Here is a 25,339-nt window from a genome sequence, read left to right as displayed (position 1 = left end):
AAGCTGCATGCATCACTATTTTATGAGGTCCATATGACTACTCTGGCGATTATTGTATCTATTGTAGGACAAGCCTGGGCAGAGAATGCGAATGGCGAACGTCGTGTGCTTGCAGTTGGTGACCAGCTCGGTGTTGATGAAACACTGATACTGGAAGAGGGCGCCCGTATTGATCTGGACTTTGGAGATAACCAGCAGCTGACCTTTGTTGGCGAACAGCAAGTCACGGCGGATCAGAGAAGTGAACTTGTTGAGCAGAATGAAAATGTACCTCCTCTGGACGCATCAGAACGACCGGTAGTGGATGCGCGCCCGCAGCCAGGTCAGGACTCAGCGCCTGAAGGGCACAGCTTCGTCCAACTGGTACGTATCGGCGAAATTATTGAAGCAGATGGCATAACTCCGCTTACCGTTGCACGCATTCAGGAGGTGCTGCGTCCGTTCGGAATGAGCTTGCCGGAAAGAGAGTTTACGAGAGAATGGCGCTATGAGCACGGTTCCCATGATAGTCAGCCAGAAAGCGGGTCCAGACTGTCACAGCTGACCATTTCAATTGATGTCATTGCCGGCGACGACCTTATTGATGCCGCTGAAGCCGGGCAGGCTATTACGCTGACAGGCACCGTAGGCGGCGGAGCGAAACCGGGCGATGGAATAAACGTTACGGTTAACGGTAAAGACTATAGCGCCACCGTTAACCCCGATGGCAAAACCTGGGAAGTTGATGTGCCGGGCAGTGAACTGGCACAAGACAGCAGGGTTCAGGCACGGGTTAACAGTGTTGAGCCTAATGGAACACCCGTTTCGGTTGGTACTGAGCGGCCCTATGAGGTTGATGATGCAGCCCCTGGTGCCAGTGTTGAATTAGTAGGCGCTGGCCCGGATGGCGTCTACAACGAATCCGAAATCCCGAACGGCAAAGTACCTGGTGTTATCACCCTCGATCCCGATACCGAGCCAGGTGACACCATTGTCGTCACTGACGGCAATGGCAATGAACTGATTAACCGCCCTGTCACTCAGGATGATATCGACAACGGCATCAATGTGGATGTACCGGTTGATCCCGGCCAGACTGATGTTGAAATTAACCTGGAGCTGAGTGACCCGGCCGGGAACAGCAGTACGACCAGTGACAGTAAACCTGTTGATATTGTCACGCCTGCGGTTGAGGTTGAGCTGGAGGAGGGAAGTGATCCGGACGGCAATTATAATTTAGCCGACACCGCCGACGGCATAGTGAAAGGTACCATTACGCTAGACCCCGGCAATACGGAGCCTGGTGATACCATTTTAGTCGAGAACGGCGACGGCGACGTGTTGATAAACCGCCCGGTGACGCAGGATGAGATCGACAACGGTATTGTGCTGGATGTACCTGTCACCCCTGGACAGACAGAAGTTGAACTGATTGCAACAGTTACAGACCCGGCTGGCAACAGCAGCACAGACACCGATAGCAAGCCCTCCGATAACAGGCCCCCGGAGGTCGTTAATCCGGTCAATAACCAGGCTAGTGATGATGGTGAAATCGTTAATCTGGACCTTGGCTCAAGCTTCAACGATGCAATTGATGGCGGGGACCTCATTTACAGCGCCAATGGCTTGCCAGACGGGCTTAGCATCGACCCCGATACAGGTATTATCAGTGGCACCATCGACAAGTCTGCCAGCCAGTTTGGTGGTAATGGTGAGCATACCGTCACTATTACTGTTGCCGACCAATCCGGAAACAGTACCGACACTGATTTTATCTGGAATGTCAGCAACCCTGCGCCGGTTGCTCAGGATGACTCCGTCACATTATATGAAGACAGCACCTTAACGGTTGATAGCGCCAATGGTGTTCTGGCTAATGATAACGACCCGGATAGTGATAACCCGCTTAGTATCAGTAGCTACACTGTCGATGGACAAACTCTTGATGCCGGCGATACGGCAACGATTGCAGGTATTGGCGAGCTGACACTGAACGCAGATGGTAGCTATGATTTTGTACCTGAGCCCGAATACAACGGCGTTGTGCCGACTGTCACCTACACGGTGGCTGATGCAGATGGTGGCACTAGCACTGCTGATCTGAATATTACAGTTGAGCCTGTACTCGACATCAGGTTAAGCACCCCTGCACAAGTGAATGAAGGCGATAAAATCACGGTTACTGCAACCGTTGAAACGCCGGTGCAGGATAATCCGCTCTACGTCATCCTGGATAATGGCCAGACAGTTACCATCCCGGTTGGTGCAGTCAGTGGCAGCACCGAGGTTGATAGTCGTACAGATGACCCCTACACCCAGGGTAGTACAACCCTGGAGTTTGAAGTTGTAGGCGCAACCGGCGGCAGTGAACACATTAACGACTCAAGTTTTGGCAGCAAAGCCAGTACAGAGGTTGTTGATAGCAGTGATGCAACCACCATCAGTGTCTCTACCACGGATACCACCGAAGACGCCGCTGGCGTTACCTTTAATTTCCAGCTGAGCAATCCGCCGGCAGCAGGCGAAACTGTTACGCTGACAGTAGATGTTGAAGGCACTGAACACACCGTAACGGTTGATGCCAATGGATACGGTGACTTGTTTATCAATACTCAGGACTCCGATGTTTACATTGATCCTGACAGCGTGACTGCAGAAGTTACTGCCATCAATGGTGGAAGCTTTGAAGCGACGGATCTGTCGGGCGCAAGCGCTACGGCGCAGATTGTCGACACAATCGATCCTGTGTATGCACAGATTACGGTTGATCATGATTCGGTACTTGAAGGTGGCTCACTTAACTACACCGTGACACTGGTGGATGCCAACGGTGCCCCTGCGCCTGCTGTTGCAGGTAAAGACGTTACCGTCAATCTGGATTGGAGCGGTGCAGCTGCCAATACCAGCGATATCGGTACGTTACCCGCAAGCGTGACGGTCAGCGGGGGTAGTGCTTCTGCGAGCTTCGCAGTAAATACCAGCCCGGACACAGTCGCGGAGCTGAGCGAGCCGCTTACTGTCACCATTGAAAGCGTTATTGATAACGCTGGCACGGAGCCCGGTTTTGAGAACCTGCAAGTGAGCTCTGGCAGCAACAGCGTCACGGCTCACGTGTTGGATGCACCCACAATCGAAGTGCTGGATGATAATGGCAGTGCCAATGGTCAACTCACTGTGCATGAGCAAGGCCTGAACACCGGCGATGGCTCAAATACAGTCAGTGGCGTACTGCGTATTACCGCACCGTCCGGACTTGATTCCATCGAAATTGGTGGGCAGGAATTCACCCTGGCGGACATCGAAGCTCTGGATGGCACTCAGACCATCACGGTTCCCGGCCATGGTGAGATCATTCTGAACGGCGCTACCATGGTGGAAACCGCCAATGGCCAGCCCGCGGTGTGGGAAGTTGATTTCGACTACGAGTTAACCGACGCACAAGCGCACAGTGCACAAGGTGCTGATGACGCACTGAAAGAGATTGACTTAACAGTGACTGCCACAGACCCGCAGGACGCCGCTAACAGTGTTACCGGCTCTGGCAGCCTTGGCGTATTGGTGGTTGATGACGTGCCCGAAGTGGATCTGACCGGTGTAGAACTGGATGAGGCCCGGGTAGAAGAAGCGCAGATTGGTGCACCTGGGGGCGCCCAAGCCACCGTTGATTTCTCCGGCGCCTTTAATATTGATCACGGAGCTGATGGTGACGATGGTGTTAGCTATGAGCTGGTGGTTGATAGCCCTGTTTCAGGTCTTGTAGACACGGCCAGCGGCGACCCGGTAACGCTGGTTGATAATAACGGTGTTGTCGAAGGCCATACGTCCAGTGGGGACGTGGTCTTTACCATTGAGGTAAATCCGGCCACGGGCGAAGTGACGCTGACCCAGAACCGCGCTCTGGAACATCAGGATCCGCTCACCCCTGACGACGCCGTCAAAATCACTAACGGTGCGATTGACCTGAAAGCCACAGCCAAAGATGGCGATGGCGATGAGATCAGCAATACCGTCAATATTGGTGACCGGTTCGTATTCCAGGACGATGGCCCGGCAGCCGTGGCGGATAGCAGCAACGTCACCGAAGGCGGCAGCACAACGGGCAACGTACTGGATAATGACGAGCCAGGTACTGACGCATGGGCGAATAACGGCAATTCGATTGTAGGTGTTATATCCGGCGGCGGCAGTGCTGTTGAAAACGCAAACGTAGGCCAGGCCATTTCCGGCTTATACGGCACACTCACGTTAAATGCCGATGGCAGCTATACCTATCTGGCCAACCCGGACAGCGTATCGGCCGGAGCCGAAGACCTGTTCACCTACACTGTGAAGGATGGTGACGGCGATCTCGCAGAAACCACGTTGACCATTAATGTGGCCGACGTGATGGCTGCACCCGAAGACACCCCAACAAGCGTGGGTGAATCGGGTGTTGCAGGTGGTTCTGCAGAAGCGTCCGGCAGCGAAATGGCCAGCGGTAATCTCAGCCTCCAGGCTGGCTGGTCTGTTGGAACCGCCCAGAGCGGTACCAGTGCTCATGGTACCTGGGCCGTCGACACTGACGGCACCTACAGCTATACGTTGACAGATTCAACATCAGGCGATAACACCAGTGACAGTTTCAGTTACACGGCTATTGATGCGAATGACAACACCGTCATTAATACGGTGACAGTCACTATCGTTGACGATGTGCCACAGGCTGTTGCTGATGAAAGTGCAGTGGTTGCAGAGGGCGAAACCCTAAATGTTGATGCCGCTGGCGGCGTACTGTCCAACGACACCTCCGGCGCCGATGGCTGGTCGGATACCGGAGAGGTTGTCGGTATCGAAGCGGGCGATACAGGCACCACGGCTACAGGTGGTGTAGGCGGCCGGATTGATGGCCAATACGGCTATATCACCCTGAATGCGGACGGTAGCTACGAGTATGTTTCAACCGCAGATGCCATTACGGCGGATGCCGAGGACGTATTCACCTACACCGTTCGTGATGGGGACGGCGATGAAACCAGCACCACGCTGACCATCAAGGTAGCCGACGTGACAGGTACACCGGCTGATACTACAACGAGTGTGGAGGAATCTGGCCTCGAAGGTGGCTCTCAAGAAGCGTCTGACAACGAAATAACCAGCGGTAGCCTCAACCTTCAGGCAGACTGGTCTGTTGGAGCTGCCCAGAGCGGTACCAGTGCTCATGGCAACTGGACTGTCGATACTGACGGCACTTACAGCTACACCCTCACCGAGCCGACTTCTGGTGATAGCACCAGCGATAGCTTCAGTTACACGGCTGTTGATGCGAACGGCAATACAGTTACCAACACAGTAACGATTACCATCAACGACGATCAACCGGTAGCCGTTGCGGATGTAAGTGCAAATGTCACAGAAGGCGCAACCCTCAACGTTGAGGCAAATGGGGGCGTGCTGTCTAACGACACTGCCGGGGCTGATGGCTGGAGCAATAGTGGCAGCGCGGTCATTGGCGTGCGTGCCGCAGGTGGTGACACCAGCACTGAGGTAAGCAGCGGTGTTGCAAGCTCAATCGCCGGTCAGTACGGCACTCTGACATTGAATGCAGATGGTAGCTATAGTTACGAAGCCAGTGCCAATGCCACCACAGCAGATGATCAGGATATCTTTGTCTACACGGTCGAGGATGCCGACGGGGATCGCTCAACCACCACCTTGACCATCAACATTGCGGATGTAACGGGCACGCCGGCAGGTACAACTGGCTCTGTGGATGAGGCCGGCCTTACTGATGGTTCTGACGAAGCGTCAGGCAGGGATTCGACGACTGGCAACCTGAACCTGCAGACGGGCTGGAGCCTGGATTCCACCAGTGTGGGCGATCAGGCAGGAAGCCGCGGTACCTTGACCATCAATGGCGACGGCACATACAGCTACACGTTGACCTCGCCCGTTGACGATGTTGATGGCGCGGATGAAACCGAAACCTTCACCTACACCGCAGTAGACCAGTACGGCAACACCGTAGAAAACACAGTGACCATCAACATTGTCGACGACGAGCCGGTAGTGACTCTGACGGGTACGTCTCCTGGCAACCTGACTGTTGATGAAAGTGATTTTTCGGGTGGCAGTGTTAGCAGTACCAATGCGGACTTTGTGACAGGTGTGTTTGATTCGGCATACGGCGCAGACGGCGCGGCGGCTGCAGATGCAACGGTTTACAGCCTGAACGTATCAGACGGCACGGCCAGTGGTGTAACCGATACGGAAACCGGTACCGAAATCCATCTGTTTATGGATGGCGATGATGTGGTTGGCCGTGTGGGCAACGACTCTAGCGGTGATATTGCCTTCCGTATCGAAATAAACGAAAGCACCGGCGCGGCGACCCTGACCCAGAGCCGTCCGTTGGAGCACCCGGACGCAGCCTCTCACAATGATGAGCTGCGTCTGACTGACAACGCCATTCAGTTAGTTGCCAGCGCAACGGATGGTGACGGTGATACAGGCACAGCATCTGTGGATGTAGGCGGCAAATTTGTCTTCAGGGATGATGGCCCTTCGGTGTCCGCGGCCCCCACAGACGGCACAGTCTATGAGGCACATCTGGCTCAGGGTAGCGCCACGATTAAAGATGCCAGTCAGATTGAGGTGTCCAACAGCCTGAACGTGGTGTTTGGGGCTGATGGTGCAGGGGATGTGCAGTTTACCGCTTCAACAGTTGCAGGTCTTGATACTCTTGGTCTGGAATCCTCCGGCGCCTCCCTGAACTACGAAATCAGTAACGATGGGCACACGCTGACAGCCTATAAAGGTAACGTGGTTGACGACATTAAAGTATTTGTTGTCGAAATTACCGATCCTCAGGGCAGCCCGGGTTATGAGTTTGAACTGCTTGGGGCAATTGACCATGTCAATGAGTATGGGGACTCCGTTAGCGGTTTGAATCTTGGATTTGAGAACCTTCATATTACTGATGCAGATGGTGACGGAACAACGACGGATTTTAGTGTTGTTGTTATAGATGATGCGCCAGATCCCACTCAGGCTCAGGTCCACACGGTCGATGAGGACTCGGACGGCACTGACGACGCTAATACCTTCGCCACCAACGCTGATGCAACGAAAGATAACACCACCATTGGCGATGGCAGCCCGGGAACCGCGGCGCCGAGTCATGGTACTGCTACCGTCAATAACGATGGCACGATCACTTACACGCCTATTACCAACTACAGTGGAACGGATACGTTCACCTATACCACGGTGACGGATAACGAGACCAAAACCTATACGGTTGAAGTGACCGTTAACCCGGTGTCCGATGCGCCAGGCTTTACTGATGGTGGGAACGTTACGACGGACGAGGACGTTGCTGTCGCCCTGGGACTGAACACGCCTACCATTACCGACGATACTCAGGAGGCAGGAGCCAGCGCGGATTTTCCGGAGCGCCTGAGTGCAATTACGCTGGACGGTATTCCGAGCGGCGCGCAGCTGTTGGATGGCAATAGCTCGGATGCACTGCTGTTCGCCGCTGACGGCTCTCCCATTACGGTGCTGATTCAGGAGTATCTGGATGGTGACAACCACCTCAATGGTCTTGATGCAGGCGATGTTGATCTGGTGCTGACACAAGATCAGTTCAATGCGTTGAAGGTCCTGCCACCAGAGCATGATGCGGATAACTTTACTGTTACAGCTGGCGTGGATTCCTATGAGGTGGATACCAATGGTGATCCTGTCGCGGGCGTGGATCCGGCGAGCACGGAAACCAGCGTCAACGTCGACGTCGTCGCAATTACAGATCCCGTTAAATTGTCGATCAATGGCATGGAAGAAGGTTCTTATGATGCGACTATTGATGAAGACACGGCGTTCGATCTGACCAGTGTGTTGTCTGCCAGTTTTGAAGATTTGGATGGTAGTGAAACGCGGGAACTGGTGATTGAAAGCCTGCCCGCGGGCAGTATTGTTAATGTGGACGGTACTAATACGACCGTTGGTGCTGACGGGAAAATTACCATTCCTGCACCGGATCTGAATGATTCAGCTACGGATTTTCCAGTCGTTAGCATCACACCACCCAAAGACTTCAGTGGTGATATAGAAAACATCTCTGTCACTCTGAAGGCTGTGGATACTGATTCAGATACTGATCTTGATAGCTATGGTGGAAAGCCGGGAGAAGAAACCAGTTCGGTCACCCTTAACCTTTATGTTGAGCCGGTTGCCGGTGATGTAAACACTTCCAGCAGCCTGGAAACTAATGAGGACACCGCAGTTGCCTTCCTGTCAGGTATTCAGGTAACAGATGACAACAGTGATGGTGGTAGTGAAATTATCACCGAAGTCAGCTTTACAGTGCCTACAGATGCCAATGGCGCCTGGACAATTACCAAGCCTTCAGTTGGCGAAAATACTGACTGGGAGGTAGTGGAGTCTGGTGGGTCGTACACCATTACAGCCTTGGGTAGTTACGATCTTCAGGATGTTCTGGGCGACTTTGAGATTACCCCGCCAGGCCACAGCAGTCTGGATGCTGATATTGAGGTAACGGTAACCTCTAAAGATACCCAGACGGTGAATGGTTCACCGGTCACCCATGAGGCTACAACCAATCATAATGTTGCTATCACTGTAAAACCGGTAGCTGAACGTACCGATTCAGATACCGATGGCCAGGATGGTAATGATGTTGATATGACCGCCGGTCATGAATACACCACCGAAGGTGAAGAAGACCAGTGGTTCACTCTGGGGTCCGAGAGCGGATTTAATCTGGGAGGTGGCTGGAGCGTTGAAGATGATGAACAGGTGTTCGCCGCCTTGACCCCTGAACTGACAGCTGACAATGGTATTCAAACAAACCCTGCTGGTTCCCAGTTCAGTTACACCGATGGCTCGGGTAATACGATCACCCAAACCTTCGGCGGCGATGCCGTCCGTGTTCCGGTCGAATACCTGGATAGCCTGCAATTCAAGGCACCGGAAAACTTCTCTGGTCAGTTCAAAATCAACGTGCAGGCCGTGACTGTGGATACCGATGATGATGGCGGAGAATCGGTCGAGGCGGTTAGTGGTTCTGCTGAGTTGACTAATATTCTCATTAAGCCGGCTGCGGATGAAGTAACCACCACGGTCACTGCGCGGGTTAAAGGTGATGAAGATGATGAGATGCCGTTGTCCATACGGCCCAGCAGCTCAGATCCTTCTGAAACCTTTAACGTCACTATCGACAGCATTCCCGATGGCGCTGAGCTGAAGTATGGCACTGATACCATCTCAAAAGCGTCCCCTGGTGGCTACACCGTTGCGGATAACGGGGATGGTACCTGGAAACTGGTGATCGAAGATTTCGATCCGGTTACCGGAGATGAAATGAAAATTACTCCACCCGAACACTCTAATGAGCCGTTTACCCTGAAAGTTGAAACTATTTCAGTAGACACTCTGGAGGTGGGTGGCACTCCGTATCATAGTGAGTCAGACCCGTTTGAACTGAAGATCAACATTACCCCCAAAGGGGATGCAGACCCGGCAAATGTTGCTGTTAAAGTGGTTGGAGATCAGAGCTTCACCGAAGCCGATGTGGACAGCGCTGACGGCGTGATGCTGACAGAACTTCTTGACGGCACTCCTTCACTGGTTGATACCGACGGCTCCGAAACCCTGAGCTTCAAGCTCTCCGATCTGCCGGACGGCTTCGGCGTGGAGGGTGCTACCTCTCTGGGCAATGAGGAGTGGGTCTTTGCAGCCAGTGAACTGAGCAGTGTGAAAATCACCACCCCGACCAATTTCAGTGGCACTTCGGCCGAGTTCACTCTGGCTGCGGTCACCACCGAAAACGATGGTGACTCGCTCACGGCAGAGCACAAAGTTCAGGTCAGGATCACTCCGTCGCCGGAAGCGACCATGAATCTGAGCACTGGTGGGGTTGAGGATACGCCTGCAAAACTGGACTTCAGCGCCCAGCAGCAGAACGGTGAAACCGGGGAGACCATTACCGAAGTCTGGATCAGCAAGGATGATCTTGATAACGCAGGCGGCTATATCCTGACCTATGGCGCATCAGGCAGCGCTCTGGATGGTACTGAATCGGGTGTCACTCTGGAGGACGGCTGGTATAAGCTGGACAGCACCGCCATGGACAATATCTACCTCAAGGGTGGTGACAACTGGCACGGTAACGGCAGCTTTACCGTTCAGTACAGGGTTGAAGATCCGGGTGATGATGGCACCGTATCTCCGGCATCCGAAATGTCCGGGGATCAAACCTACAACGTTAGCGTAACCGCAGTCACCGACCAGCCGGATCTCACGGTGACGTCTGGTGATATTTCCATGACCTCAACAGGTGATGCAACCATCAACCTGAATATCGCCAACGAAGGTATCAATGGCGGTGACTATGATGGCAGCGAGAAGCTGACTCGTATCCTGCTGGATAATGTGCCCGAAGGTGTCATCGTTGAGGGAGCCGATTTTATCGGCGGAAACCAATGGTTGTTTATCACCGATGACAGTTTTGGTTCAGCCCTGACTCCGTCAATTAGTCTTAAAGTACAGTCGGAAGCGGGTGGCCTGACTGACCACGAAATCTCCATTACGGTTACTACGGAAGATGCCAGCAATGGTCAGCTGAAGACAGATAGCACAACTGTCTCTTTAACAACGAATTTCCCGGCTGGAGATGAAAGCCAGGAGCCAGCGGAGATTATTGCCTGGGAGCAAAGTGAGTTTGACCCAACTGAAGACATCGCATTTACACTGAATGAAGCCTTCAATGGCGAGATTGAAGACGGTGTTACCGATAACGGCTTCAATATCACTCTGTCCAACCTGCCGGTAGGCACGGTTGTAACCGGCATGACCTCAACCGTTATCGGTGGCGAAACGGTGTGGACGGCTTCAGGAACTGGGGGAAATAGCGAGCTGCAGACCCTTATGGACAGCATCACGGTAACCCCGCCGGCTGACTGGAATAGTAATAAGGGCAACTTTGACTTTGATGCCAAACTGACCACCTATGTGCCTAGTGGTTTGAGAGATGACGAGACCGTTAACGCCAGCTTTGATGGGGTACAGCCGGTCAGTGATGAGCCGGAGATCAGCATCAGCGCACCGGCTGTGGATGAAGGCAGCGATCTGACCTTTACCATCGATCTGTCCAATGGGGCGGATGATCCCAATTGGACTCTGGTGGATGGCAAACTTTATTTGCAGCTGGATGAGTCAGGTATTGATGGTACGGGTGTACTTGAACAGGGCGGAACGGCCCTGAGTACTTCTCCGGTTAGTGGCGTCGCCGGGATTGCGGATGGTGACTACTATGTGATTGAGGTGACTGACCCGGCCAGCACCATTGCGCTGAGCTACACCGCTTCCGGCGACCATGTGAGCGGCTCCGTGAGCCTCTCGGCCTGGACCAGGAGCCGTGAAACCGGTTCCAGTGCAGTTGAAACCGGCACGGTGACCCAGGCCGGAGTGATCAACCCGGTCAACAGCGGCTACGACTTTGCCGTGGCGGATGTATCTGGCACAGAAAACGCCAGTCAGTTAGTGGCAGCGGACAAATCCAACGTGATTCAGTTGAATGTGACCGATAGCGGCCTCGAAGACAATGATGGCTCCGAATCCATCGGCACCGTGCTGCTGCGCGATGTGCCCAACGGCTTCCTGGTCTATGTGGGTGACAGTGCCAGCGATGCATCACTGGCTGACCTGTCCAACAACGCCGGTGGTGACGGCACCACCAACAGCTGGCTGCTGGGGAATGGTGAAATCCCGAACTATATCGGCATTATGCCCCCTCAGTACTGGAGCGGTACGGTCAGTGATCTGAAGCTGCAGGTTACATCCGGTGAAAATGCGCTGACCGAAGATTTTGTTAGCGAGAAAATTTTTGACCTGAAGGTTAATCCTCAGGCGGATGGTGTGATCTTGGCGCCCACGCCGAGTTTTGGTGAAGAAGGCGATAGGATTGTGCTTAACCTCAACCATGAGCTCAGAGATCCGGAACAGATTGATCTGCTGGATAGCTCAACGGAAACTCTGACCCTGGAGTTCTCCGGCATGGGCGAGCATGCCGCCTTCTATGTGGATGGCAGCCTGATCAGCGGTACCGATAAGGTCTCTTACAATGAAACCTCGGGCGTCTATACCCTTAGCGGCTTGACCACGGAAGATGCGGAAAAACTGACCTTTGTGCAGGCGGCCAATGCGCTGAATGACGTCAGGGTCAGAGCGAAAACCGTGGAAAGCGAAAATGGTGACAGCTCCGAGTGGACTACTCTGGACAACGACCCAAGCACTTGGGCCAGTATCGACACCAGCGGTGTGACAGAGCAGTATTCCACCACCGGCGATGACACCCTGCTCTGGACCGGTGAAGGCATCGACGGCTTCGGTGGCGAGGATACGATTCAGCTCCGCTTCGGTGAGAACCTGAGTGCACAGGATCTGACAAACCACCTGCAGAACATTGAATCACTGGACCTGGGAATTGGTGGAAGCAACGCCGTTGGGGATAGTGGCCAGGGAATAAGTGTCCAGGACGTTCTGGATATAAGCGGTGACAATGAGATGCTGACCATTGACGGCGACAGTGAAGATACTGTCTATCTGAGTAACGAGTGGACAACAGATGGAAACAGCAGTGGTGGCTACGTTACCTATGAAGGTGCTGGCGGTGTTACGGTGAACATTGCCGAGTCGATAACCAATATTGAGGTTGTTGATTAAGGCAACTGCCCATTTGCTGAACAGTCCGCCAGGCTCACGGCTTTGTCCGTGAACTATTCACTGTATACTGCAGGTTTCAAGAACGACCTGCCGTTACGGGGAAATCAGTTTGTCTGGCGAGACTGTAAGCTACGGATTGGAAAGCATCGTCCTGCACCACTCCTTCAAGCAAGTGAAGGGACGAACCATCAAAATCGATTGCCGCGAACGAACGCACCTTGGTGGTGTGAACGGGGCCGGCAAAACGTCTGTTCTGGCTCTTGTTCCGGCTTTCTTTGGTGAAGAGCCGGAACGGATAGTCACCAAGGCATCGGGTAAACTGTCCTTTCTGGACTATTATCTGCCCACTTTTCAAAGCCTCATTATTTTCGAGTACCGGCGACATACAGGGCTTTATTGCGCGGTAATGTATCGTCATGCTCAGGGTAAGCCCTGTTATCGCTTTGTGGCCGGGTCCGCCGAAGAAACTTTCTTTGCAGCAGAAATCAAAGAGCTTCTTCAGGGTGGGGCCAGTGCAGACGATGTGTTTGCTGCTCTGCGCCAGAGAGGCACAACTGTCTCGAAGATGATCGATACCATTACCAATTACCGGGCAATCATTCAGCGTAATCAGAAACTTCTGAAGCGTTTACCTGCGGACGCCCGGGCCCTTCGCGCACTGGCTGCAGAGTTCGGCCTGGGTGACAGCGATACCCAGATGACCAATATTGAACGGCTCACCCATGTGGTGCTGAACAAGCATCGGCTTCTGAGCAGCTTCAAGACCATGATCTGCGAGACGCAGTTCGAGAATATCCACCAGCATGCAAGGCCCCGGGCCATTGACCGCAAGGATCTGATTGCGGATATACAGAGCCTTTCCGCCTTTGCGGGTGAGGAAGAAAAAATCCGCACCTGCCTGAGAAAAGACGCAGAGCGCCGGGCGATACTTGAACAGGCCGATAAAACGGTCGCTAATTTGTTTGTAACTCTTGAGGAAGCCCGGGAAAAAGCGGGGGAGTTGAGTCAGCAAAAAGAGCGACTTGAAACAGAGAGAACCGATCAACGATCGGCATTTGAAGAAGCGGATCGCCAGCTTGCTCGCCAGATTACCGATCACAACGCTGATTTTGAGTCGTTGGACAGGCAGGTTGCGGCCCTGCACCGGCAGAACGAAAAGTATGAGGCAGATGATCTGCCCGATCTGGCCCAGCGTTTTGACAACCTCGCGGACTACCGGCAGCGGCTGGCGACGGCACAGGCTGATTACGACAACCTCACCGGTAAGGCCTCCGCCATCGAGGGTGAATTCGACCTCGAGAAGCAACGTATCCAGCGCGAACATGAGAAACAGCAGGCTCAGCGTCAGCAGCGCCTGAGGGAAGCTGAAGCTGCACTGACCTCTGCGAAGCACGCTTATGAACTGAAGCTGAACTCGGTCAAAGCAGACAAAGTGACAGCTGTATCTGAATACAAAGATACCCGGTCGCTCGAACGCTCGGAGCTGACCAGCGAACAGGCCCGTTTATCGGCGCTCAGGGATAATCCGGGGCAGACCGGGGCGGAACAACAGGAAATCGCTTCCGCAGAGCAGGCTTCCGAGGAAGCTTCCGAACAGCTCGCTCAGGTGCACGAAAATCGTCTGGAAGCCGGGCGTAAGCGGGATCAGGCAGATAGAGACTGGAAAGCAGCTCAGGAACAGGTTCAGCACATGGATGTAAAAGTCCAGGAGCTGGAAGACAGATTTAACGAGCTGCAAAAACAGATCGCCCCTGAAAATGGAACCTGGTTGTCGCAGCTACGTAGCCAGGACCCGGAGTGGGGCAGCCGTCTGGCAAAGGTGGTTAATCCGTCGTTGCTGCACAGAAAGGATCTGGCACCAACCCGTGATCCGGACGCCAGTGAAACAGCATTGATGGGGTGGCAGCTCGCGCTGGATGCCTTGCCGGTGCCGGATTTTGCCGCGTCCGAGGAGGCTCTGCAGGAGCGCAGTCGAAGCATCGACACCGAACGGCAGGAGGCAATTAAACTGCGGGCAGAAACCGAGCGTGAGGCCCAGCGCCGGCATGCTGCCTATAAAGAACGTGCTGAAATTGCCGAACGGCTGGAAACAGAGTTCTCGCTGGTTGAACGCACTCGCAATAACGCCCAGGACAGGCTTGCCAATGTGCGCCTGCGAGTGAAGGAAGCGCAGGCTGCCCGAGTCGCAACAATCAGCAAGGATCTTGAGGAAGTTCAGCGCAAGCTGAAGGCTTTCGATGAGCAGACCGGAGAGGGTATCCGGGACGTTGAAACCAGTTTTCATCAGCAGATTCTGGATATACGGGCTCACTGGGCGGAGCAGGAGTCGGAGCTTCAGTCCAGCGTTGACAAGCAGAATGAACTCATAGCCTCGGCAGATTCTGAATATAAAGCGCGCCTCAGGAAAAAGCGCCAGATATACGATCAGCGCCTGTCTGAAGAGGGTATTGATCCGGAAGTAGTTAAAGAGGCCAGGGAGGCCCTGGCTAAACTCACCGGGACAGTCGAAAAAATTATCGCGTCTGAGGACCTTGTACGCGGATACCGGAAATGGCGTGAACAGGAATGGAGCAAAGTTGAAACGCTTACGGAGCAAGCCAACCAGGCCAATGCAAAGCGCGAGGCAGTGCTCCGTGAACGGAATGAAGCCGAGCGAACCTGGAAGGAACAGGACCGCAGGCTGAAGGTATCAATTGCCGAGCACCAGAATGCTGTCAAAACGCTTCGGGATCAGATGGAGGCCGCCGAAGGTGTGCTTAAGCACTTCCCGGGTGAGACTCTCGCTGAAGGCTTTCCGGGCAATATTGCTGATCTCACGCAGGAGCTTCAGGGTGCTTATCAGAAGCTGGAGCAGTTGCGTAAAGAGGTGGTTGGCACCTTTGATCAGGCCACATCCATCCTGAACCGGTATGACAATACCCAGATCCAGCAGGCCTGGCAGAAGCTGTCTGCCTACCGGCGGAGCCAGATGACCGGTGAGGTGCTGGAGCACGAGGAAAGCTTCAAGCTGGCGCGGGTTCCGGATCTGCGTGAGTTGCTGGATACCGATATACCTCAGCTACGTGATGCGCTGATTGATCAGTTTGTGTCCGAGGCAGGCAGCCTGGTTAAGTATTTCGACAGCCTGGAAGTAATGGCGCGTGAGGTGAAAGCAGTTTCGGGTTTGCTGAAACGCAAGATCAATACGGATCAGCAGATCGAGAGCCTGAGTGATATTCAGGTGGTGCTGGAGCCTCGTGTCTATGAAGACGAAACCTGGCAGCCTTTGAAGGAATTTGTGGAGCAGTGGCAAACATGGATTCAGATGAATCGTCGATCTCTGCCGAACGATGCGATTCTGAGGCGGTTTAAACTGGTTACAGATACCCTGAGCGACGCCAAAGTAAAAGAAAGTGTCGAGTCGATGATCGACATGCGTCTGGAAATGAAAGAAAACGACCGGCAGGTGGTAATCCGTACGGATGCTGACTTCCTGTCTGCCAGCTCAACCGGCCTGACGTATCTGGCGATCATGACCGTGTTCATGGGCCTGACACGCTACCTGTGCCCTGATCTGAATACCCGTATTACCTGGCCCATTGATGAACTGGCAACACTCAGCCCCAACAATATTTCTCATCTGGCCGATATGCTGGAAGCGAATAATCTGACCATGATTTCTGCATGTCCGAAGCTGGACAGAAGTCTGCGCAAGTTCTTCGAAAACAAGATTTCGCTGAAACAGGGCCGGATTCATACCTACGAAACCTCAGCGAATCAGGGGAAGCATGCAGGGACCTTCGCCAGTGTGAGCCATGGCAGTCAGCCTTCCCTCGCAATAGCAGAAGCAGAAGAGGTGCCAGACCATGAGTAGTCCGTTATTTGAACGCACTGTGACAGCCCTGCTTCAGGAGCGGGTGATCTGTGAAGTCAGTGACGATGAGCTATACAACTATCTGCTCTTGCCGGGTAACCAGGATGCGGTGAATCGCTTTTTGGGTCAGATTAACCGAACGCTTCGGCAGACCAGCGCCCGCGATGCGTTTGTGTGCGCATATCTGGATACCTCAGATGCAGAAACCAGGGAAGCGATCCGTCATCAGTTCCGGGATGTTGCCAATAATCTTGAGGCCTTCGTGCAGTTCCTGCGGCTTGTGATGATGCTGGGAGCAAATGATCGCCCGGTATTGCCCGGCGACAAGCTGTCTGAAGGCGCCATACTGGAGCGCATTGCAGCAGCTCCGGCACTGGAATCAAAGCTGAGGTCGCTGGCAGAGAAAAAGGTGTTTCACACCAAACGCGCAGATTCAGCCGGCCAGATTCGCGCGGTACTCTCCAGCCTGGAGAAAATGGGCTACCTGAAACCTGTGGGCACCACAGGCAGCCTGTTCCGGGCCACTGGCAGATGGAGCTGGCTGTATGATGCCATGACATTCATTCAGGCCCATGAAGGCATCCGGTCTTCTGAAGATGCGGATTCCGAGCAGATGAGGCTTCACTGATGGCTCGCGCTCAAGACGCTCACAGCACGCTCCGCGCCCTGGCAAAGTATGGCGAGGCGATTCTGGAGGCGCACCTGTGTAACGGAAACCGCATTCCGGATTCCGATGACAATCTGGGGCTGATTGAAACCCTGGAGCATCATCGGCTGGTGTGGCGCATTGGGGAATCTGAAGATCTTCAGCTGAAAAAAGTTCTGGTGCAGTTTCTCGATCACATAACGGAATCTGAGAGGCGACGCTACGCCAGCGCCCAGGTGCACATCCTGTGGCAGCAACTGAGTGAGTTGTTCCAGGAATATAAAGAGGCCAAGAAGCGGTCCGCCCTGACTGACATTGACCGGCTTGAAGGCGAAATCAAAGAGTGTCTGGCGGATGTGATCGAAGATATCCGCAACGCTACCGAGGCTTTTGCCACCTATATCAATACCGGGTTTGCCTACATTACGGATTTGCATCTGCGTATCCGTGAAAATGAACGGGTTATTGAGCGGGCTGGCCGCCTGATTACTCTGTTCGAGAGTTTTCGTATCCGGGAGCTGGCGGAGCAGGCGGGGTCGGACGCTTTTCTGAAGCGGCTCTTGTTACGCCACCTGCCGGCCACTCTGGAGTCTTCCCAGAAGAACCTTTCCTATGCACTTAACCAGCTGCGTAAAATGCTGGTTCGTATGCGTGAAGACCAGCGGTTGAGCCGGATGGTCGGTGCCTTTGAAGCACACTTTATTAATAACCGAGGGTTTGAACCGTCTATTGATCACCTGGACTTGCGGCAGGTTCCGGAATCTCTGAATACAGTGGCTTCTTTCCAGATACGTGGCTTCGGGGATATATACGATTCTGCTGATGATTTTGAGCTGATAGAGATAGCGGCCAAAGCCCGGACGGTTCCTGCTGACATTGAGGACAGGCCCGTTCCGGATGGCGTAGACACCGTCAACTTCGACGTGGCAGGTGAAACTGAAACAGAAGAAGACGACCCGGTAGAAGAAGCTATTGAAGAGTTGATTCAGCTGGTGGTCGACGGAACGCTTGGCGACCGGGCTATCCTGGCTTCCGAGGCACTTGCCGGTACCGGTCTGGGGATCGACAAAGCTGACTGGCTGCAAGCCATTGTGTCTGAAATAGAATCCCTGCCGGATGGAGATCAGCGCCATATTGAAGTGATCTACCACCAGATCCCGCATCGGATCTATCCGGACAATGTCATGGTTTCTGACCTCACCTTGAGGCATAACCATGCCGGCTGAGATTACGGCCATAGAGCGCATGCTTAAAGCGGGCAAATCGAAGGTTCAGCGTAATAAGCTGTGGGAACAGATCTGCGCCGAAAACGGGGTAGGGCAGGTCATTGGCCGGGAAATTCATTTTACGCCCGATGATAAACAGCGATTGCGGGACTATATACGGGCAGAACATGGTGTGGATCCGCAATATGATTCCCGTGCCGGTGGTCGCATGGTTATGGCCCGCCAGAACGCCAGTGAAAAGCTCAGCAGAGATTCGGTCTTTGGCCACTTGCTTGTACTTGCGACTGCAGGCAGCACGAAGGTGAGAGTCAGTGGCGCTGATGTGAAAACGCCTCAGGGCAGTGTGCTCAGCGTGCAACCGGAATGCCTGGATACTGATTACCTTAAATCCAGTAAGCTGGTGATCGTTGAGAACGGCGGCGTGATGCCCTGTTGGGCAGACATTAGACTACCTGAGTCCTGGAAGAGTTCAGTGATTCTGTACCGTGGTCACCGGGAGAATGCCCGCGCCGTAGCGGAAATTACCAGGGCTCAGCCTGCAGACAGGCTGGCCTGGTTCTACGATTTCGACCCGGCGGGACAGGTCATTGCACTTGATCAGGGTCGAGGGAGTACTCTGGTGCCTCGGGTCTGGCGAGAGTTCGGCAGGCATACACCGTTTAACCAACCAAAGACCCACCGCAATCAGGCGCTGGCCCTGAAACGACTGAAAAGCCGGGCCAGCGGTGAGCTCCTTGCGATTGCTCAGCACATGGCGAGTGAAGAGCTTGCGCTGATGCAGGAGCACATGGTCCTGCGACATGTGCAATTGGCGGCGTTACCCATTGAGTGTGAGAAAATGGGTATAACGCCGGATTAGCTTCGGGCTCAGAAGCTACCTTCAAGCCTCGCCACAAGGCCTCTGCCGGGCGACAGGATTTCACCTTCAGTGAGGTGCTCCCTGTACCGCTTATCCAGCAGGTTGTTTCCCTCCAGGGTAACTTTCAGGTTGCTCAGATTACCGGTTGAGCCGAAGTCCCACCCCAGTGATATATCGATGGTTGCATAGCCTGGTGTGCTGCTCTCTGTATTGTTGGAGAATATGTCTGCCGTTCTGTTCTGTTCAGCCACTGCACGAACCTGGCTATGCCAGTTGAAGCCAGGGCGTGACTGCTGACCAAGGCCAAGGGTCAGTTCGGGTGCGGGCATCTGGTAGAGCGGCTCGTCATCCTGTTTGTTTTCGCCGCGAAGCCAGGTAAGGCTGCCATCAAGATCAATGGCAGGGGCGCTGGCGTTGAGCGCCTCCATAGGCATGACGAACCCGGCTTCTGCACCGTAGATCGTGACCTCGTCCAGGTTTTCTGTTTGCTTGATTGGCAGGTTGTTGCTGGGGTTGTTGGTTCCTGTTACCCGGCCAGCAATGTAGTCGTCGATCCGGGTATAAAAAGCTGCGATCTGGTATTCACCCAGGCGACCGCGCCCTTTGACTCCGATTTCCGCGCTGGTGGATTTTTCCGGATCCAGTTGTGGGTTACCCTGGTGGAAGTAACCATCGCCCCGCGATGCATCCTCAAAGCGTTCGCGCATATCCGCAGCACGGTAGGCTGTGCCTAAAGAAACATAGGGATTCACCATAGGGCTCAGGTTGTAGATGGCGCCTGTGGACCAGGACAGTGTCTCGTTGGTGTTTTTCAGGCCAGTTGTAATGGCGCTCGTGCCATTGCCCACAACACTGGCATCACCGGTAACCTTGTCATACCGGGCTCCAATCTGGATATTCCAGTTGCCGGTAGCAATGTCATCTTGCACAAAAACACCCTGACTTTGTATTTCCCCGTCCCCGAAAGGAGAATTGGAAACCACGGTGTCAGATGTCGCCGGGCTATAAGTAAACCGTTCCGGGTCGGCAGTCATTTCCCAGGCTTCCAGGCCCACCGTCAACAGGTGAATGCCTGCAACCGGCAGTCTGTACTGGGCTTTGGCCCCGTCAGTGTCGAAGCTGACGTCATTCCACACCTGGTTGCGATCCCTGAAATCCCAGTAGGCTCGTATCTCACGCTCTACCTCCTGGCGGTAAATACTGGCTTCCAATGTTCCGGATGCGATCGCGGCTTCGTAGCCGAGTTCCGCGAGGGTTCTGGTCTGTTTCGGTGAGTGAATGGTCAGTGTGCCATTTCCTCCAGGGCCGGATTTTGCCGAGCCAGGGTACCAGACTTCACTATCTTCGTGATTCTGCAGATTCAGGGTCAGCTTCTGAGTGTCCGTCAGGCGATAGGCGTATTTTACAAGCATGGATTCTGATCGGTAACCACTGTTCAACACATCTCCATCCGGAGTTTCATAGTCATCCACATCTTTGGCTGCAGCTCCCAGAACCAGGCTGTGATCCTTGCTGGAAAGTTGAAGCAGAGCGCCCCCGGCCAGGCTGCTGTCTGCAGTCCCTGTGCTGGCAGAGAAACGGCCGTGGGTTTCTGGTGTCTCTGTAAAGCCGGGTTCTGGTGTGCGCAAGTTGACCGCTCCGCCCAATGCACCGGTTCCATGCAGTACAGACCCCGGGCCTTTCACAACTTCTACACTGTCCAGCAGGCTCATGGCTGCCAGGGAGGCTATAGCGCCCTGAGGTTGGGCGGAGTTGAGCCGAACACCATCTACCAGCACGACAACACTCTCCTTCTTCAGGCCGCGTATGACAGGGTTGCCACCCCAGCCGCCACCATCACCCTGAACAGCAAGGCCCGGTTTGCCTTTGAACAGGTCCCCCGCAGTTTTTGATGCAGCAGCGTCACTGGAGTTTAGTTTTTCTGTTGTGCTGGCCGTTTCCAGGGTATCTGCTTCGTAGCCTTTGGCTGTCACAACCAGTTCATCCAATTGTGTTTGTTGGGCGTAGGCGGTCAGTGGTAAGGCGGCGGTTGTTGATAATGAAAAAATAGCCAGGCTCAGGCGGCTGGGTTTCATAGGTGCTCCGGACGAAATGTAGGGAAAGTTTGTGCTTGAATGATATTGGTTATCAATACTAATACAAACGCGAATGAATATCGTTTGAGAATTGTCAAGAGTCCCCGGGAAAGTAACGGTTATTCTGTTCCCTCGTTAGATGAGCATGGAATTATGAGTCGACTGATCAAAGCGAGCCTGGGTTGGGGTGGCAGCCTTACCGGCATATTGCTGTTTGTGGCTATGTGGGAGTGGGGCAGCCTGCACTATGGCAACTTCCTGTTGCCCGGGCCCAGGGATGCACTGGCCTCTATACACGGATTCTGGCAGGAGGGTGAGCTCTGGGGCGCTATCTGGGCGACAACATGGCGAGCTATGGCCGGGTTCGCCATAGCGGCGTTTACGGGGTTGATACTAGGCTTGATGGCCGGCTTGTCTCACACCCTTGGGCGGGCACTGGAGCCGGTATCCACCGTGCTGCTGGGCATTCCTCCTATCGCCTGGATTGTGCTGGCTATTCTCTGGTTTGGCAGCGGCTCCATGGCTGCTATCTATACCGTTGCCGCAACAACCCTGCCGGTTACCTTTGCCGGCGCCCAGATAGGGGCCCGGACTCTCGATAAACGTCTGCAGGAGATGGGTGATGTCTATTGTGTGCCCGGCTGGATGCGGCTCTGGGACTTTTATCTGCCTCACATAGTGTCTTACGTGTTCCCGGCACTGATTACAGCTCTGGGTGTTGCCTGGAAAGTCACAGTGATGGCGGAACTGTTTGCAACAGAAGAGGGTGTGGGAGCGGGCCTGGCAATGGCGCGGGTCAATCTGGATACAGCCGGCGCCATGGGCTGGATTATGGTGGTGGTTGTGCTTTTGCTGATTGCAGAGCACGGGTTTTTAAGGCCACTGCAAAAAAGGATGGAACCATGGCGAAAGGGGGCGGTGCAGGCAAAATCATGATGAGTCTTAACAATGTCTCTCTGGTTCTTGGCCCGAATCAAATTCTACAGGCTGTGGATTTGCAGGTTCAGCCCGGCGAATCAGTCTGCCTTGTGGGCCCTTCAGGTTGCGGAAAAACCAGTCTGTTGCGGCTCGCAGCCGGGCTTGTTGAAGCTTCCGTCGGATCGGTGAAAAACAACTTTTCGTGCACGGCTGCAGTATTTCAGGAGCCTCGTCTGCTGCCCTGGCGACGCATGCTGGATAACATCGCACTGGGCCTGAAGGCCCGGGGCGTTCCGCGCAAAGAGCGCCAGATCAAGGCCCGGGAACTCGCGGATTCGGTTGGCCTTGCCGACAAGTATGCGTTGTTCCCCCATGAACTCTCCGGAGGTATGCAGCAGCGTGTTGCTCTGGCCAGAGCCTTGGCGATAGGAGCGGATTTTCTGTTGCTTGATGAGCCTTTCAGTGCGCTGGATGTCGGGCTGCGCAATGAAGCTCAGGAGCTCGTGCAGCATCTCGTGGTTGAGCGCGGGATTTCCAGCCTGATGGTAACTCACGATCTGACAGAAGCCTTGCGGCTGGCTCATCGCGTCATTGTTATCTCAGGCTCTCCGGGCCGGGTGGTTTATGAACACCGGGTTGACGAGCCTTTTGCGGACCGGACTCAGGCCTGGCTTTACGAGGCTGCCGCACATTTGTTACGGCTGCCTTTAGTGAATGAGAGTTTTTTGTACAATCCACAACTGGAGATGGCATGAACAGGATACACCGTCGGGATTTCCTTAAGCTGGCGGCCAGCTCTGCAGTGCTATCGGCACTGCCAATCCACCGGGCCATGGCGCAGTCATCCACAAAGCTGGGTGCGGCAACACCTTATGGTCTCCCACAGGTCATCCTGACCAGAGCGCTTGAGGATCCAGCGGTGCAGGGGCGCATTCCGGAGCGCGACCTGAAAGCCTGGAAGGACCCCGACCAGCTCAGGGCATGGCTGGCGAGAGCCGAAGTGATGCTTGCCGCAACGCCCACTAATGTGGCCGCGAACCTGTATAACCGTGGGGTCCCCCTTGTACTGATGAATGTAAATGTGTGGGGCACCCTCGGTATGCTGGGATTGACGGAGAGGGGCAGGCTGCAGTCTGTTGATGATCTGGCCGGCCGTCACGTCGGAGTCCCGTGGCGCGGCGATATGCCCGACCTGGTATTCCGCTATCTTCTCGGTAAAGCCGGCCTCCAGATAGGGCGGGATCTGAAAGTGTCCTATCATTCCAGCCCCTTCGAGACCGTGCAGATGTTTGTGGCACGGCGTCTGGATGTGGCAGTTTTACCGGAGCCGATGCGTACAGCTACACGATTGCAGGCGGCTCAGTTTGGTCAGGTGCCTGCTGAGCTGGATATGCAGGAAGAATGGGCACGCCTGACAGGCGAAAAGCCCGGGCTGCCGCAAGCTGGTGTTGTGTGTCGTCGGGAGCTTCTGGATCGGTATCCGGAACAGGTTGCAGTGTTGCAGGGTGCCATCCGTCGTGCAGTGGACTGGGTCGTTGCAATGCCCCGGGAAGCAGCTGTAACAGGCAGCCAGCATTCCCCGCTGTCCACGAGCGTCTTTGAAGGGGCAATACCCCGTACACGTATTCGCATGGCCTCGGGAATGGAGTCCCGGAAGCAGCTCGAGTCTTTCTTCACGGCGCTGACGGAACTTTCCAGCGGGTTTATCGGCGGCAAGTTGCCAGACAGTGATTTTTATCTGCCAGATCCTTCTGCTGAGTCTGGAGGCCAGGGATGAAGTCTTTTCATTCGGTTTTCCAGAGTCCCTGGCTTGCCTATGGGTTCCGCCCGTTTTTTTTATTGGCTGCTGCCTATGCACCGATTGCTTTGATTCCATGGGTGGGCTCGCTGCTACAGCAATTCACTTTGCCCATGGCGATGACGCCTCTTGAATGGCATGGACATGAAATGCTTTTCGGGTTTGCGACTGCTGCCCTGGCCGGCTTTCTGTTGACCTCGATTCCTTCATGGGCCAGCGTGCAGCCGATCAAGGGTAAAACGCTGGCGGCTCTGGTTGTTCTCTGGTTGCTGGGCCGGCTTGGATTCTGGATGTCGGCTAGTTTGCCGGAGGTTTTGGTTGCAGCTGTGAACTTTGCCTTTCCACTCTCTTTGATCTTCTGGGCACTGCCTGCGTTGTTGTCTGAGGGAGGACGTCGTCACCTGAGTATTGGTCTGGTGTTGCTGGCGTTTGTACTGGTTCAGGGGGTGTTCTACCTGGGCTGGCTTTGGCCCGGCCTGGTGTTACCGCCCCTGGTTCTCCTGAATACTGCCGTTAACATCCTGCTTGTTCTCATTGCGCTTACCGCGTCGCGTATTGTGCGGGTGGTGGCGATGGCTGCGACAAAAGAAACCGGACAAGCTGCGCCTCTCCGGTTAACGCCGGCCCGTGAATATCTGGCGATTACTGCGCTTATTGCCTATGTGGTGGCGGATATGCTGGCCCCGGGCCACCCTGTTACGGGATGGGTTGCGTTAGCGGCTGCTGCAGCTCAGGCCGACAGGTTAAGTGAATGGCCGTGGGGAAAGGCAATGGGAAGGCTGTACCTGCTGTTATTGACGACCGCATACTGCTGGATGGTGGCAGGCCTTGTTCTGGTAGGTGTCAGCGCTTTGGTGGATGGCTTGCCGGGTTATGCCGGCCGCCATGCGCTTTCAGTCGGGGCGGTAGGTACGGCCATTCTTGCAGTATTCTGTATCGCTGGCCTGAGGCACACCGGCCGCGCCCTTTTGCTGCCCGGAATAATATGGCCGGCATTGTTTATGGTTGTCTTCACTGCATTGCTGCGAACTCTGGTTCCTGTCTGGTGGCCTGAAATGTATCTGTTGGCGGGCGTCGGCTTGCCATTTCTGTTCTGGTTTGTCGGGTTCGGTCTGTACCTGGCTGGTTACGCCGGTTTTCTGGTTAATGCCCGGGCCGATGGGCAACCGGGCTGAAGGGAAGTCCCGGTTATGCTCCCTTGGTTCTGATTTGTGGCGAAACCTTTTTTGTGTATGAATACAACCCCATACCAGACATTGGTA

10 protein-coding genes are annotated in these 25,339 nt (G+C 54.4%); 9 read left to right on the top strand and 1 reads right to left on the bottom strand.

The genetic code is table 11. The annotated features are described in order from the left end of the window. The first annotated feature begins 33 nt into the window (after positions 1-33). The 5 genes from DS878_RS02510 (at position 34) to DS878_RS02490 (ending at position 19,286) form a co-directional block, all read left to right on the top strand. Positions 34-12,702 (top strand): DUF5801 repeats-in-toxin domain-containing protein, encoded by a 12,669-nt coding sequence (locus DS878_RS02510; protein ID WP_113814380.1) that lies wholly within the window; start codon positions 34-36, stop codon positions 12,700-12,702. A gap of 109 nt (positions 12,703-12,811) precedes the next feature. Further along, entirely contained in the window at positions 12,812-16,555 is a 3,744-nt protein-coding gene (locus tag DS878_RS02505; RefSeq protein ID WP_187298716.1) for an ATP-binding protein, read from the top strand. After that, positions 16,548-17,183, top strand: coding sequence for a condensin complex protein MksE (locus tag DS878_RS02500; RefSeq protein ID WP_113814378.1), 636 nt, complete (start codon positions 16,548-16,550; stop codon positions 17,181-17,183). The genes DS878_RS02505 and DS878_RS02500 overlap by 8 nt, the downstream gene beginning before the upstream one ends. Continuing rightward, entirely contained in the window at positions 17,183-18,427 is a 1,245-nt protein-coding gene (locus DS878_RS02495; protein WP_113814377.1) for a hypothetical protein, read from the top strand. The genes DS878_RS02500 and DS878_RS02495 overlap by 1 nt, the downstream gene beginning before the upstream one ends. Beyond that, a complete protein-coding gene (locus DS878_RS02490; RefSeq protein WP_113814376.1) occupies positions 18,417-19,286 on the top strand; it encodes a hypothetical protein in 870 nt (289 codons plus the stop codon). Before DS878_RS02495 ends, DS878_RS02490 begins: the two co-directional genes overlap by 11 nt. A gap of 8 nt (positions 19,287-19,294) precedes the next feature. Here the strand turns inward: DS878_RS02490 and DS878_RS02485 are convergent, their stop codons facing one another. Beyond that, entirely contained in the window at positions 19,295-21,361 is a 2,067-nt protein-coding gene (locus DS878_RS02485) for a TonB-dependent receptor plug domain-containing protein (RefSeq protein WP_113814375.1), read from the bottom strand. A gap of 153 nt (positions 21,362-21,514) precedes the next feature. Between DS878_RS02485 and DS878_RS02480 the strand changes: the two genes are divergently transcribed. The 4 genes from DS878_RS02480 to DS878_RS02465 are packed head-to-tail and all read left to right on the top strand — an operon-like array spanning position 21,515 to position 25,252. Then, positions 21,515-22,297: an ABC transporter permease gene (locus tag DS878_RS02480; protein ID WP_113814374.1), complete on the top strand. Its 783-nt coding sequence runs from the start codon at positions 21,515-21,517 to the stop codon at positions 22,295-22,297. Next, entirely contained in the window at positions 22,264-23,034 is a 771-nt protein-coding gene (locus DS878_RS02475) for an ABC transporter ATP-binding protein (RefSeq protein WP_222837420.1), read from the top strand. The genes DS878_RS02480 and DS878_RS02475 overlap by 34 nt, the downstream gene beginning before the upstream one ends. Further along, positions 23,031-24,056, top strand: a complete 1,026-nt coding sequence (locus tag DS878_RS02470; RefSeq protein ID WP_113814373.1) for an ABC transporter substrate-binding protein — start codon at positions 23,031-23,033, stop codon at positions 24,054-24,056. Before DS878_RS02475 ends, DS878_RS02470 begins: the two co-directional genes overlap by 4 nt. Continuing rightward, positions 24,053-25,252, top strand: a complete 1,200-nt coding sequence (locus DS878_RS02465; protein WP_113814372.1) for an NnrS family protein — start codon at positions 24,053-24,055, stop codon at positions 25,250-25,252. The genes DS878_RS02470 and DS878_RS02465 overlap by 4 nt, the downstream gene beginning before the upstream one ends. Positions 25,253-25,339: the final 87 nt, after the last annotated feature.

The organism is Marinobacter sp. F3R11, assembly GCF_003318275.1.
In the GTDB taxonomy this organism is placed as follows: domain Bacteria; phylum Pseudomonadota; class Gammaproteobacteria; order Pseudomonadales; family Oleiphilaceae; genus Marinobacter.
The sequence above is the reverse complement of the archived record's forward strand: the minus strand, read 5'-3'. Positions and strand labels throughout refer to the sequence as shown.